The organism is Enterobacter sp. BNK-14 (assembly GCF_047456095.1).
GTDB lineage: Bacteria > Pseudomonadota > Gammaproteobacteria > Enterobacterales > Enterobacteriaceae > Enterobacter > Enterobacter kobei.
The window spans coordinates 2,981,283-2,994,225 of the sequence record NZ_CP179897.1 but is presented as its reverse complement, the minus strand read 5'-3'; the positions used below and the strand labels follow the sequence as shown (position 1 = coordinate 2,994,225).

Here is a 12,943-nt window from a genome sequence, read left to right as displayed (position 1 = left end):
TTCGAGTCTCCCGGCCTTGTAATATACGGGCTGGCACAGGCCGCCCGGGCAGCTGTTCGGGTTAACAGGAAAACTGAAGCCACGCCAGGAGCTCACCCGCGGGCTTGGAAACCCAGAGGGCTAACGGGCTGTGGCATCAGGTCAAACTCAGTGACAGTTTACCCGTCTGTTGACGGGTAACTGAAGTGACTTTAAACATACAAGGGCACCAGACCGCACCCCAGGTAAGCGCTGCGCCACCGGGCAAATTACTTGATTCGTCCGATTTTCCCGTTAAGGTATTCTCACTAAATTCAGGGAAATCAGCGATGAGCAAACCAGCCCGGGCCACCATCAGCGACGTGGCGAAAGCCGCCAGAACCGGTAAAACCAGCATTTCGCGCTACCTTAACGGCGAGAAACATCTATTGTCCGATGCATTGCTGGCGCGTATTGAACAGGCTATTGCCGATCTCGACTACCGCCCCAGCCTGATGGCCCGCGGGCTCAAACGTGGCCGCACCCGCCTTATCGGACTTATCATCGCGGATATCACTAACCCCTACTCTGTAAACGTGCTCAGCGGTATCGAAGCCGCCTGCCGCGAAAAAGGTTTTACGCCTCTGGTCTGTAATACCAACAACGAGGTCGACCAGGAGTTGCACTATCTCGATCTGCTGCGCAGCTATCAGGTGGAAGGGATTGTGGTCAACGCGGTGGGCATGCGTGAAGAGGGGCTGAACCGTCTGCAGCAATCCTCCCTGCCCATGGTCCTCATCGACCGTAAAATCCCGGAATTTGCCTGCGATGTGGTCGGGCTGGATAACACCCAGGCTGCCACGACCGCGACCGAGCATCTGATTGAACAAGGTTTCGAGGCGATTCTCTTTCTGAGCGAACCGCTGGGCATGGTAAATACCCGACGCGATCGGCTGGCTGCATTTCGTGCCACGCTGGCGCGTTATCCTGGCGTGATCGCCGAAAATGCCGAAACGCCGCTTCACGAAGCCGATCAGCTCGACAATACCCTACGCCAGTTCCACACGCGCCATCGCGGGATGCGCAAAGCCGTTATCTCCGCCAACGGGGCACTAACCCTGCAGGTTGCCCGCTCACTCAAGCGTATTGGCCTGCACTGGGGCAGCGATATCGGTCTGCTGGGGTTTGATGAACTGGAGTGGGCGGAGCTGGCTGGCGTCGGCATTACCACCCTCAAACAGCCCACCTGGCAGATTGGCTATGCTGCTGTAGAACAAGTGGTTCGTCGTATTGAAGGCACCAGTGAGGCCGTACGCGAGCAGGTCTTCTCCGGCGAGCTGATCGTCCGCGGCTCCACCGCACGTTAATTTCCCCTTGTGATAGCGATCATAAATTCGACATCCTGAGCTTTTCTTTGGAACCGGTTCCATCTAGCGTAATAGTATTGATATGTTGCGATGGAGTCCGAAGATGGGCAGGAAAATCATGGTGGTCACCGCCGCATATGGCGCGGAGCAGGTGCGACAGGCGGGCGGTCAGCGGGCGATGCTTCCCGTTATTGCGGGTGCAGGCGCCGACGGCGTGGAGATCCGCCGCGAGCTGTTCAATAGCGAAGAGTTACTGGCGCTGCCTGCGCTCGGTGAGTCCATTGAGCTTCTGGGCCTGCTGGCGTGTTACTCAGCACCTGCCGCCCTGTTTATGCCCGATGGCACCCTCAACCCGGACCTTCCGCGGTATCTCTCAGAAGCCAGCACCCTGAACGCGCTGTGGCTGAAGGTTTCCCTGGGCCATTTTAGCGACACGCAGCCTCTCGATGCCTTACGTACTCTGCTCAATACCAGCGGTATCGCGCTGGTTGTGGAAAACGATCAGACCGACTGCGGCCAGCTTGCACCGATGCAACGCTTTCAGGCCGCCTGTTGCGAAAGGGCGCTTCCCGTCACGCTGACTTTTGACATGGGCAACTGGCTGTGGGTCGGTGACTCCCCGGAAGAGGCCGCGCGTCATCTGGCGCCTGCCGTGAGCTATATCCACGTTAAAGCCGCCGTTCCGCATAAAGATAACTTCCGCGCCGTCGCGCCGGACGGTGCCGATTCCCGCTGGCTGGATCTGCTTGGCCAGCTGCCTGCCGATGCCCCGCGCGGTATCGAGTTCCCGCTGGAAGGGGCGGATTTAACCGCCGTTACCCGCCATTACGTCAACCTGCTGCGCGAGGAGTAAATCATGTACAAGACGCTGGATGTCATCACGATTGGCGAAGCCATGGCGATGTTTGTCGCCACCGAAACGGGCGAGCTGAGCGCGGTAGAGCACTTTATCAAACGCGTGGCGGGCGCAGAGCTGAACGTCGCAACCGGCCTGGCGCGTCTGGGTCTGAACGTCGGCTGGGTCAGCCGCGTGGGCGATGACAGCTTTGGCCATTTCGTTCTCGATTCGCTGAAAAAAGAGGGGATTGATGCCGCAGGCGTCACGCTCGACGGACGCTTCCCCACCGGCTTTCAGCTTAAGTCTAAAGTTGCAAATGGAACCGATCCCATTGTGGAGTATTTCCGTAAAGGGTCGGCCGCCAGCCATCTCTCCGTAGAAGATTACCACGCCGATTATTTTGCCTCCGCGCGCCATTTGCACCTGAGCGGCGTGGCGGCGGCACTCTCTGCCAGCTCGTATTCGCTGCTGGATCATGCGGCAACGACCATGAAGTCGCTGGGCAAAACGATCTCTTTCGATCCAAATTTGCGCCCGGTGCTGTGGAAAAGCGAAGCGGAAATGATCGAGAAGCTTAACCGGCTGGCATTCAGGGCGGACTGGGTTCTGCCGGGCCTGAAAGAAGGGATGATCCTGACCGGCAAAAATACACTGGAAGGCATTGCTGACTTCTACCTGAATAAAGGGGTAAAAGCGGTGGTGCTGAAAACCGGCGCCGATGGCGCATGGTTTAAAACAGCCGAAGGCGAGCAAGGCGCGGTCGCGGCGGTGAAGGTCGAGAATGTCGTCGACACCGTCGGCGCGGGCGATGGCTTTGCCGTGGGCGTCATTAGCGCGCTGCTGGAAGGCAAACCGCTGCAGCAGGCGGTTGCACGAGGCAACAAGATTGGCTCACTGGCCATTCAGGTGCAGGGCGACAGCGAAGGATTACCGACACGAGCACAGCTCGGCATGTAAATTCCCTCTCCCCGTGGGAGAGGGCCAGGGTGAGGGCAACAGGCCGCACCCAATAATTAAACCACCGTGTACCCTACAGGCAACGGCGGTAACAACCTCAACAACAGAGGCAAGCCTATGAACAGTTCGACCAATGCAGTAAAACGCTGGTGGTACATCATGCCAATCGTGTTTATCACGTACAGCCTGGCGTACCTTGATCGTGCCAACTTCAGTTTCGCATCCGCGGCGGGGATCACCGAAGACCTCGGGATCACTAAGGGCGTCTCATCCCTGTTGGGCGCCCTCTTCTTCCTGGGGTATTTCTTCTTCCAGATCCCCGGTGCTATTTACGCCGAACGCCGCAGCGTGCGTAAGCTGATCTTCATTTGTCTGATCCTGTGGGGCGCCTGTGCGTCACTTACCGGCGTGGTGAACAATATTCCTGCCCTGGCCGCCATTCGCTTTATCCTTGGCGTCGTTGAGGCGGCGGTCATGCCCGCGATGCTGATTTACATCAGCAACTGGTTTACCAAATCTGAACGCTCACGCGCGAATACTTTCCTGATCCTCGGTAACCCGGTCACCGTACTGTGGATGTCGGTGGTCTCCGGCTACCTGATCCAGTCCTTCGGCTGGCGCGAGATGTTCATCATCGAAGGGGTTCCGGCAGTGATTTGGGCATTCTGCTGGTGGGTGCTGGTGAAAGATAAACCTGCCCAGGCGAAATGGCTTTCCGAAGATGAAAAAGCGGCGCTCCAGGCGCAGCTGGATAAAGAGCAGCAGGGTCTGAAGGCGGTACGTAACTACGGTGAAGCCTTCCGCTCCCGTAACGTGATCCTGCTCTGCGCGCAGTATTTTACCTGGAGTATCGGCGTGTACGGTTTCGTGCTGTGGCTGCCGTCGATCATCCGCAGCGGCGGCGAAAACCTCGGCATGGTTGAAGTGGGCTGGCTCTCGTCCGTACCGTATCTGGCTGCGACCATCGCCATGATCGTCGCCTCCTGGGCGTCGGATAAGCTGCAAAACCGTAAGGTGTTCGTCTGGCCGCTGCTGCTGATTGCTGCTTTTGCCTTCATCGGCTCCTGGGCCGTGGGCGCGAATCACTTCTGGGCCTCTTATACCCTGTTGGTCATTGCCGGTGCCGCCATGTACGCCCCGTACGGTCCATTCTTTGCCATCATCCCGGAGATGCTGCCGCGTAACGTGGCGGGCGGTGCCATGGCATTAATTAACAGCATGGGCGCGCTGGGTTCGTTCTGCGGCTCCTGGTTTGTTGGTTACCTGAACGGAGCCACCGGCAGCCCATCCGCATCGTACATCTTTATGGGGGTGGCGCTTTTTGCCTCCGTGTGGCTTACTCTGATTGTTAAGCCTGCTAATAATCAACAGCACCCCGTCGGCGCACGCCACGCCTGAATCCTTAAAAATCAACGGAGATTAGCATGAAGCCGTCCGTCATTTTGTATAAAGCACTGCCGGAAGATCTGCAGAAACGCCTGGAAGAGCACTTCACCGTCACGCAGGTGAAAAACCTGAGTCCGGAGACCGTGGCACAGCATGCCGATGCGTTCGCCAGCGCCGAAGGCCTGCTGGGTTCAAGCGAGAAAGTGGACATCGCCCTGCTGGAGAAAATGCCGAAGCTTCGTGCTACTTCAACTGTTTCAGTAGGTTATGACAACTTCGACGTGGATGCCCTGAGCGCCCGCAAAATCCTGCTGATGCACACGCCGCATGCCCTGACGGAAACCGTGGCCGACACGCTGATGGCGCTGGTGCTCAGCACCGCCCGTCGCGTGGTTGAAGTGGCCGAGCGCGTTAAAGCAGGCGAATGGACAAAAAGCATTGGCCCGGACTGGTTCGGCGTGGATGTTCACGGCAAAACGCTGGGCATCGTGGGTATGGGACGTATCGGGCTGGCGCTGGCACAGCGCGCGCATTTTGGTTTCAACATGCCGATACTGTACAACGCGCGCCGTCACCACGGTGAAGCGGAAGAACGTTTTAACGCGCGTTACTGTGAGCTGGATACGCTGTTGCAGGAAGCCGATTTTGTCTGCCTGATCCTGCCGTTGACGGATGAAACACGTCACCTGATTGGCAAATCCGCATTTGAAAAAATGAAGAAATCCGCCATTTTCATCAACGCGGGTCGTGGCCCGGTGGTGGATGAGCAGGCGCTCATTGAAGCCCTTCAAAATGGCGAGATCCACGCCGCCGGTCTGGACGTGTTTGAGCAGGAGCCACTGCCGGTGGATTCTCCACTGCTGAAAATGCCAAACGTCGTCGCCCTACCCCACATCGGCTCTGCCACTCACGAGACGCGCTACAACATGGCGGCTACCGCAGTGGACAACCTGATTGCCGCGCTGGGTGGAAAAGTGGATAAAAACTGCGTTAACCCGCAGATCCAACAGTAGAAACGAAAAAACCCGCCAGAAGGCGGGTTTTTGAATTTTGTGCTACTGGGTTGGAAGCTTACAGGCTTACAACGTTACCAGCTGCTGGGCCTTTAGCGCCGCTTTCGATGGTGAAGGACACTTTCTGACCTTCGTCCAGAGATTTGTAGCCATCGTTCTGGATAGCAGAGAAGTGTACGAACACGTCTTTTGAGCCATCGTCAGGAGTGATGAAGCCGAAACCTTTATCAGCGTTGAACCATTTTACCAGACCAGTCATTTTAGCAGACATAGAATTACCTTAATTAACAAATATATTGTGCCTTCCGGCTTGATGGATTGCGTTACAGATTTTTAAGCGATGAAGGAAGGGTCACAACGAAGGGTATCTATGGATAACAATCTGGACTGCTTTACTAAACTGCTTTAGGTCTGTGTAACAAACCGACGGGAATAGTTATACCGATGTGGTAGAGGAATGACAAGCGTTATTTTCGCAATGCATAAAAAAACCCCGCCTGACGCGGGGTTTTTCCGGTTTATTCTGTGGCCGTGACGGCGGCACTCCAGGCCTGGCTAAAGGCCTGATGCTGGGAGGCCAGTGGCCCAATCAGCGTATTGTACTGACTTGCCTGCTGCGAAGTCGGGAACTGGATGCCGTTGGCAACAAAGCTCACCTGAGTGTCCTGCTGGGCGATAAAGTCACCCACCTGAACCAGCTGCTGCGTAAAGATTTGCGCGGCCGGAATCAGCGGTTGCAGCGCTTCAGACGGTTTGGTCACCACTTTCTCATACACTTTGTCAAAGACCGGTTTGAGATCGTCGCCCTGCTTAAGCGCAGAACGTGACGCATCAGCCTGCATTTTTGCATTCTGTAGCTGCTGGCTCAGCACGCCAAGCGCCCCGTTGGACTGGCGCAGCGGTTCACGCTGAGTCACATAATCCTGTGGAACGCGGATGGCGTTTACGCTATCCACGACCGGGCGGATACCGGAATCCATCGCCTGGCTCACCTGCTGTGAATACCCATAAAGAATGGCGTAATCAGACACAAAGGGACCAAACTGTTTTTTCTGATCCGCAGTCAGCGTCGGTAACCGCTCGCCGCTGCGCATCACTGTATTCTGCAGAAAATCGATAAACGCTTTGCGCTGATCGCCTTCTTTATCAAAACACCCACTCAGGCTAACAACCATCAACAACGCCGCAATAGGCGCAAACCAGCGAGAGCAGGACTTTCCTGTCGCCATTTTATTACTCCTTTCACCCAAAAAAGCGCACACCGGCACACGCGTGCCCGACGGCTTACAAGGATAGTCCAGGTCAGCCTTGCAAGATACTCTTTTCATGTAAAACGCCTATTGCCGATTTATTTCTTATCATTTACAAAAAAATACCTGACGGGCCCTCCTTATGGTTAATCAGGTAATTAGCATAACTATCCATATAGCTGAATCGGATAAAGCGATCGTTACCGCACGATTAATCACACCCGTGACGATCCTGGGTTTGTATTAGGGACTATTCTTAATTGGCTCTCTGATGTTCTTGATCACGATGTGAGATTTAAGAGGAGTTCTCAATGGAATATAAAGATCCTGAGTTTGAGCTGCTGAGCAGTCTGGAACAGATCATTTTTAAAGATGTACCGCAGACGATTACCCTGCAACAAAAAGCCAATCCCTTTACAGAATATGAGCAATTGCGCAAAGGGACAGGTCTGAAGACAGAAGAATTCGCCAGAGCGATGGGTGTCAGCGTAGCGATGGTGCTGGAGTGGGAGTCAAAACGTGAGAGACCCACGCCAACCGAGTTAAAGCTGATGCGCCTGATTCAGGCCAACCCTGCACTCAGCAAACAGATAGCGTAGTGACGTTTGAACGCCCCCGCCTTCGCGGGGGCTTGTGTTTAAAGGCTTTCGCAACGCCAGCCCGCCTCTTCCCAGATCATCTCGTGCGACAACGTTAACCCTTGTAAAAAAGCGTCATCGTGAGACACCACCAGCAGAGCTCCCGGAAAACCGGCCAATGCCGCTTCAATGGCCTGAACCGAGGCCAGATCCAGATGGTTGGTCGGTTCATCCAGCAACAGGAGCTGCGTGGCCTCAGCACGCCATAATACGCATGCCAGTGCCGCCTTAAGACGCTCACCGCCGCTCAGTTCCGCCAGCGGGAGCGCGACTTTATCGGCCCCCAACTGAAGCTGCGCTAAACGGGTTCGTAATACCCCCTCTTCAAGGGGCGTATTGCCCAGGTTGAGGTGGGTCATGACCGACTGCGAGAGATCGAGCCGGGACAGATGTTGGTCGAGATAAGCGCAGCTGACGGAAACGTTGCAGGTCCCTGAACGCGGGCTGATTTCGCCGAGAATCGCTTTTAACAGCGTCGACTTCCCGCAGCCGTTTGGTCCTTTTAACACCACGCGCATCGGACCATCCATCCGCCAGTTGAGTGGGGGAACGGGCACATGCGGCAGCACCAGATTTTCCATCACCAGCACCTGTTTTCCTTCCGGAATCTGACTCCCCGGCAGGGTAAACATCACCGGGTTATCGTCTTCAACCCGCTCACGCGCCTTGTTTACGGCAGCGTTCAGGGCATCATTTTGCTCGTTATGCTGCTTTTTCCAGCTGCCAATACGTTCCTTTGCCGCGCCTTTATATTTGACACGTTCGAACGATGCGATATTGAGGGTATCGACGGTGCGTAATGTTTTTGCCGACCGCCGCTGGCTGTCGTCATGCTCTTTCTGCATGCGCGCGCGGGTACGTTTGCGCGCCGTCGCCGCGTGCTCCAGCGCCGCGCGGGCAGCCTGTTGCTCAGCATCGCGCTGGGTTTGATAATCCGCATAATTCCCGCCATAGCTGCGAAGACCAGCGCCACTCAGTTCAAGAATACGCGGCACCTGCGCCAGCAGCTCACGGTCATGGGAGGCCACCAGTACACCGCCCTGATAACGGGCAAGCTGGTCGTAGAACCATGTCCGGCCTTGCCGGTCCAGGTGGTTAGTGGGTTCGTCCAGCAGCAGATAATCCGCTTGCGCCGTAAACGCCCCGCACAGCAACGCGCGGACACGCTCGCCACCGCTGAGTTCAGCGGCAGGCTTATCAGGCTCAAACGGCGGCAGTGTCGCCCGGGCAAACGCCTCTCTCAGGCGCTCTGCTAAATCCCAGAAGCCATCAAGCGTTTCCAGATCGTCAGGCTGATACTCTCCGCTGTCGACACGCGCTCGCGCCGCGAAGATGGCCTCGTACCCGAGCAATTCAGCCAGCGTCGTGTGTGGCAAAATATCCTGCTGCTGCGCCACATAAACCTGTGTTCCGGTTCGTTCGATATGCCCGTTTGCGGGTTCATCAAGCCCCGCCAGCAGGCGCAGCAGACGTGTTTTCCCACTGCCGTTGCGGCCCACCAGCGCGCACAGAGACGGCTCCAGAGAAAGATTCAGCGGACCAAAAAGGATATCCCCCGTCGCAAACTGACAGGTGACCTGATGCAAAATAAAAGAAGGGGACTGCGCAAAATGAGCCATAAGCACTCCTGAATGAAATCAAAACATCCCCTGCCGACGCGGTGGCGTTTAGCAAGGATCGAAATTCATCAGTCGTGTTTGTTCATTTTTGGGGGGCACTCCAGCGCGAGAAATTTAACGAGGGTAAGGATAACGGTAATGTGTTGAAGGTTTCAAGGTTAAATTTTGGGCGACTTATACTCCCTCAGCCCTTTGGGAAGGACTACTTTGCCGATACCCTGAAGGCGCCGCGCTTATCCGGCCTACAAAAGCCCCATAAAAAAACCCGCCGAAGCGGGTTTTCAAACTGCTGGCAAAGTGCATTTTGTCAGTTTCCCCCGGCGGCGCTACGCTTGCATGGGCCTACAATGAAACGTGCAACCCATTACACAATGTAGGCCGGGTAAGCGTAGCGCCACCCGGCAAGAAAGACGGCTCACATGTTTATGACAGCGTGCACATTACTGCAGCAGCGAAATATCCGCCACGCGCAGGAACAGCTCGCGCAGTTTTTCGAGCATAGAGAGACGGTTGATACGCAGGTCTTTATCTTCTACGTTCACCATCACTTTCTCGAAGAAGGCGTCGATCACGTCACGCAGTTCCGCCAGCTCCACCAGCGCTTCCTGGTAGCGGCCTTCCGCGAAGTACGGTTCGAGCTTGTCGCGCAGCACCACAACCTGCATCGCCAGAGCAATCTCTTCCGGCTCTTTCAGGGTTGCGGCGTTCACGCGTTCGTTCAGCGTTTCGTCGGATTTCGCCAGAATGTTGGAGACACGCTTGTTAGCCGCAGCCAGCGCAGATGACGCTTCCAGCGTACGGAAGTGGGAAACCGCCTTCATACGCGCATCGAAATCAGCCGGACGGGTCGGACGACGCGCCAGCACCGCCTGAATGGTGTCAACGGTGTAACCTTCGTCCTGATACCAGGCGCGGAAACGACCGAGCATAAAGTCGATAACGTCGTCCACCACGTTCGCGTTGGTCAGCTTGTCGCCGTACAGACGCACCGCTTCTTCGGTCAGTGTCTGCAGATCGAGGTTCAGGTTCTTCTCAACGATGATGCGCAGCACGCCCAGCGCAGCACGACGCAGCGCAAACGGGTCTTTGTCCCCTTTTGGATGCTGGCCGATACCGAAGATACCCGCCAGGGTGTCCATCTTGTCGGCAATCGCCACGGCGCAGGCGACCGGGTTAGACGGCAGTTCGTCACCCGCAAAGCGCGGCTGATACTGCTCGTTCAGTGCCACAGCCACGTCTTCCGCTTCGCCATCGTGACGCGCGTAGTGCATGCCCATCACGCCCTGGGTGTCGGTAAATTCGAACACCATGTTGGTCATCAGGTCGCACTTGGAGAGCAGGCCCGCACGGGTCGCATGGTTGACGTCGGCACCAATTTCGCGGGCGATCCAGCCGGACAGCTCCGCAATGCGGTCGGTCTTGTCGCGCAGCGTACCCAGCTGCTGCTGGAACAGCACGGTCTGCAGACGCGGCAGGTTATCTTCCAGACGTTTTTTGCGGTCGGTATTGAAGAAGAACTCGGCATCCGCCAGACGTGGACGCACCACTTTCTCGTTACCGGAGATAATCTGGATCGGATCTTTCGATTCGATGTTGGCGACGAAGATGAAGTTTGGCAGCAGCTTGCCGTCGTTGGCGTAGACCGGGAAGTACTTCTGGTCACCCTTCATGGTGTACACCAGCGCTTCTGCCGGAACGGCCAGGAATTTCTCTTCAAACTTCGCGGTCAGCACCACCGGCCATTCAACCAGAGAGGTCACTTCTTCCAGCAGGCTGTCGCTCAGATCGGCATTACCGCCAATCTTGCGCGCCGCCTCTTCCGCGTCCGCTTTGATTTTGGCTTTACGCTGTTCGTAGTCAGCAATGACCTTACCGCGCTCCAGCAGGATTTGCGGATACTGGTCGGCATTGTCGATGGTGAACTCCGGCTCGCCCATAAAGCGGTGGCCGCGGATCACGCGATCGGACGCCACGCCCAGAATGGTGGCAGGAATAACGGTGTCGCCCAGCAGCAGGGTCACGGTATGCACCGGACGCACGAAGTGGACGTCAGACGCGCCCCAGCGCATCAGCTTAGGAATCGGCAATTTCGCCAGCGACGTGGCAATCATGTCCGGCAGCAGCGCTTCTGCGCTCTCGCCTTTCACATGCGCACGATACAGCAGCCACTCGCCTTTGTCGGTGGTCAGACGCTCGGCCTGGTCAACGGTGATGCCGCAACCGCGCGCCCAGCCTTCAGCCGCTTTGCTCGGCTTGCCTTCCGCGTCGAACGCCTGGGCAATAGCCGGGCCACGTTTTTCGACTTCACGATCCGGCTGAGACGCCGCCAGATTTGCCACTTTCAGCGCCAGACGACGCGGCGCAGCAAACCACTCAATTTTACCGTGCGCCAGGCCAGCGTTATCCAGCTCGGCAGTCACGTTCGCAGCAAAAGATTCAGCCAGGCTGCGCAGGGCTTTTGGTGGCAGCTCTTCGGTGCCGATTTCCACCAGGAAAGTTTTCTCAGACATGGCCGCCTCTTATTTGTTTCGGTTGCACATCGGGAAGCCAAGGGCTTCACGGGACGCGTAGTAAGCTTCAGCAACGGCTTTGGTCAGGGTACGAATACGCAGAATGTAGCGCTGACGTTCAGTCACGGAGATGGCTTTGCGGGCGTCCAGCAGGTTGAAGCTGTGGGCGGCCTTCAGAATACGCTCGTAAGCAGGCAGCGGCAGCTGAGTCTCCAGCGCCAGCAGCTGCTGCGCTTCTTTCTCGTACTGCTCGAAGCAGGTGAACAGGAAGTCCACGTCCGCGTATTCGAAGTTATAGGTGGATTGCTCCACTTCGTTCTGATGGAACACGTCGCCGTAGGTGGTTTTACCCAGCGGGCCGTCGCTCCAGACCAGGTCGTAAACGCTGTCTACGCCCTGAATGTACATCGCCAGACGTTCCAGACCGTAGGTGATTTCACCCGTGATCGGCTTACATTCCAGACCGCCAACCTGCTGGAAGTAAGTGAACTGGGTCACTTCCATGCCGTTCAGCCACACTTCCCAACCCAGACCCCAGGCACCCAGCGTTGGGTTTTCCCAGTTATCTTCCACGAAACGGATATCGTGAATGGTTGGATCCATACCCAGCTCTTTCAGCGACCCGAGGTACAGTTCCTGAATATTGTCGGGCGATGGCTTAATCACCACCTGGAACTGATAGTAATGCTGCAGACGGTTCGGGTTCTCACCGTAACGACCATCGGTCGGACGACGGGAAGGCTGCACATACGCGGTCGCCATTGGCTCTGGTCCCAACGCGCGCAGGCTGGTCATCGGGTGTGAAGTGCCGGCGCCGACTTCCATGTCCAAAGGTTGAACAATGGTGCAGCCCTGACGAGCCCAGTAATCCTGTAAGGTCAGGATCAGGCCCTGGAAGGTCTTGGTATCAAACTTTTGCATAGTATTTCGTGCTGGATACGTGTGGTTTTAAATGGAAGGGACCAGTATACCCGCTGGCTGCAAGATATACAGTACGAAACGGGGTTGTTTAGGGAAAATTGGGAAATAAGCCTTCAGGCCAGAACGTGGGCGACGTCTGGCTGTTGATTATGCGAGCAGGCTAGCGCATGGAGAGGTGTAAAAACTGGCCGTCTGCATCAAACGAGCAGACAAAGCCCTCTTTACGCGACGTATGGCCCCGCAGCTCATAGCTTCCCTGAAAGCGCTCAAATCCGGTGACATCAATCTTCTGAACGGCCGAGTTATAGCGGCGTGCAGCCTGATCTTTACAGATTGCCTCCATCTTCAGTGAACGTTCCGGGCTCATTTTGCCCTGCTGTGCTTTTTGCACAGGTGCTTCTTGTGGCGTACTGCAACCTGCCAGCATGAGCAGCAGAAAGAGTGACGCCACTCGCTTCATCATCATTTTTATTACCGTCATGGTCA

The 12,943-nt window shown here is 56.3% G+C and carries 12 protein-coding genes; 6 read left to right on the top strand and 6 right to left on the bottom strand.

From position 1 onward, the window contains the following. The first annotated feature begins 308 nt into the window (after positions 1–308). From ACMGGM_RS14270 to ghrB, 5 genes are all read left to right on the top strand, one after another. Positions 309–1,325, top strand: a complete 1,017-nt coding sequence (locus tag ACMGGM_RS14270) for a LacI family DNA-binding transcriptional regulator (protein WP_014882049.1) — start codon at positions 309–311, stop codon at positions 1,323–1,325. 103 nt (positions 1,326–1,428) lie between these two features. Next, entirely contained in the window at positions 1,429–2,178 is a 750-nt protein-coding gene (locus ACMGGM_RS14265; RefSeq protein WP_032664923.1) for a sugar phosphate isomerase/epimerase family protein, read from the top strand. Between the two features lie 3 nt (positions 2,179–2,181). Then, positions 2,182–3,120 carry a sugar kinase gene (locus tag ACMGGM_RS14260; protein WP_336221414.1) on the top strand — a complete coding sequence of 313 codons (939 nt, stop codon included), beginning with the start codon at positions 2,182–2,184 and terminating at the stop codon, positions 3,118–3,120. 117 nt (positions 3,121–3,237) lie between these two features. Beyond that, positions 3,238–4,518 (top strand): MFS transporter, encoded by a 1,281-nt coding sequence (locus ACMGGM_RS14255; RefSeq protein WP_023331751.1) that lies wholly within the window; start codon positions 3,238–3,240, stop codon positions 4,516–4,518. A 26-nt stretch (positions 4,519–4,544) separates the two neighbouring features. After that, complete coding sequence (gene ghrB / locus ACMGGM_RS14250; protein WP_023338918.1) at positions 4,545–5,519, top strand: glyoxylate/hydroxypyruvate reductase GhrB; 975 nt, start codon at positions 4,545–4,547, stop codon at positions 5,517–5,519. A gap of 58 nt (positions 5,520–5,577) precedes the next feature. Here the strand turns inward: ghrB and cspA are convergent, their stop codons facing one another. Together cspA and ACMGGM_RS14240 are read right to left on the bottom strand one after the other, a co-directional pair. After that, positions 5,578–5,790 (bottom strand): RNA chaperone/antiterminator CspA, encoded by a 213-nt coding sequence (gene cspA / locus ACMGGM_RS14245; protein WP_003860775.1) that lies wholly within the window; start codon positions 5,788–5,790, stop codon positions 5,578–5,580. 247 nt (positions 5,791–6,037) lie between these two features. Then, a complete protein-coding gene (locus ACMGGM_RS14240; RefSeq protein WP_014882044.1) occupies positions 6,038–6,748 on the bottom strand; it encodes a DUF3053 domain-containing protein in 711 nt (236 codons plus the stop codon). Between the two features lie 332 nt (positions 6,749–7,080). Between ACMGGM_RS14240 and ACMGGM_RS14235 the strand changes: the two genes are divergently transcribed. Then, positions 7,081–7,368, top strand: a complete 288-nt coding sequence (locus ACMGGM_RS14235; RefSeq protein WP_014882043.1) for an HTH-type transcriptional regulator — start codon at positions 7,081–7,083, stop codon at positions 7,366–7,368. A gap of 38 nt (positions 7,369–7,406) precedes the next feature. Here ACMGGM_RS14235 and ACMGGM_RS14230 read toward each other — a convergent pair whose 3' ends face one another. From ACMGGM_RS14230 to ACMGGM_RS14215, 4 genes are all read right to left on the bottom strand, one after another. Continuing rightward, positions 7,407–9,026, bottom strand: coding sequence for an ABC-F family ATP-binding cassette domain-containing protein (locus ACMGGM_RS14230; RefSeq protein ID WP_045134444.1), 1,620 nt, complete (start codon positions 9,024–9,026; stop codon positions 7,407–7,409). 440 nt (positions 9,027–9,466) lie between these two features. After that, positions 9,467–11,536, bottom strand: a complete 2,070-nt coding sequence (gene glyS, locus ACMGGM_RS14225) for a glycine--tRNA ligase subunit beta (RefSeq protein ID WP_014882041.1) — start codon at positions 11,534–11,536, stop codon at positions 9,467–9,469. A 9-nt stretch (positions 11,537–11,545) separates the two neighbouring features. Next, complete coding sequence (gene glyQ, locus ACMGGM_RS14220; RefSeq protein WP_045134445.1) at positions 11,546–12,457, bottom strand: glycine--tRNA ligase subunit alpha; 912 nt, start codon at positions 12,455–12,457, stop codon at positions 11,546–11,548. Between the two features lie 160 nt (positions 12,458–12,617). Further along, positions 12,618–12,923: a YsaB family lipoprotein gene (locus ACMGGM_RS14215; protein WP_045134446.1), complete on the bottom strand. Its 306-nt coding sequence runs from the start codon at positions 12,921–12,923 to the stop codon at positions 12,618–12,620. Positions 12,924–12,943 lie beyond the last annotated feature (20 nt).

What these genes read in the sequence shown, in the direction of transcription:
- ACMGGM_RS14265 (WP_032664923.1), top strand. Translation starts at nt 1,429, where the DNA reads ATGGGCAGGAAAATCATGGTGGTCACCGCCGCATATGGCGCGGAGCAG.
- ACMGGM_RS14240 (WP_014882044.1), bottom strand. Translation starts at nt 6,748, where the DNA reads ATGGCGACAGGAAAGTCCTGCTCTCGCTGGTTTGCGCCTATTGCGGCG.
- ghrB (WP_023338918.1), top strand. Translation starts at nt 4,545, where the DNA reads ATGAAGCCGTCCGTCATTTTGTATAAAGCACTGCCGGAAGATCTGCAG.
- ACMGGM_RS14215 (WP_045134446.1), bottom strand. Translation starts at nt 12,923, where the DNA reads ATGATGATGAAGCGAGTGGCGTCACTCTTTCTGCTGCTCATGCTGGCA.
- ACMGGM_RS14235 (WP_014882043.1), top strand. Translation starts at nt 7,081, where the DNA reads ATGGAATATAAAGATCCTGAGTTTGAGCTGCTGAGCAGTCTGGAACAG.
- ACMGGM_RS14230 (WP_045134444.1), bottom strand. Translation starts at nt 9,026, where the DNA reads ATGGCTCATTTTGCGCAGTCCCCTTCTTTTATTTTGCATCAGGTCACC.
- ACMGGM_RS14270 (WP_014882049.1), top strand. Translation starts at nt 309, where the DNA reads ATGAGCAAACCAGCCCGGGCCACCATCAGCGACGTGGCGAAAGCCGCC.
- glyS (WP_014882041.1), bottom strand. Translation starts at nt 11,536, where the DNA reads ATGTCTGAGAAAACTTTCCTGGTGGAAATCGGCACCGAAGAGCTGCCA.
- glyQ (WP_045134445.1), bottom strand. Translation starts at nt 12,457, where the DNA reads ATGCAAAAGTTTGATACCAAGACCTTCCAGGGCCTGATCCTGACCTTA.
- cspA (WP_003860775.1), bottom strand. Translation starts at nt 5,790, where the DNA reads ATGTCTGCTAAAATGACTGGTCTGGTAAAATGGTTCAACGCTGATAAA.
- ACMGGM_RS14260 (WP_336221414.1), top strand. Translation starts at nt 2,182, where the DNA reads ATGTACAAGACGCTGGATGTCATCACGATTGGCGAAGCCATGGCGATG.
- ACMGGM_RS14255 (WP_023331751.1), top strand. Translation starts at nt 3,238, where the DNA reads ATGAACAGTTCGACCAATGCAGTAAAACGCTGGTGGTACATCATGCCA.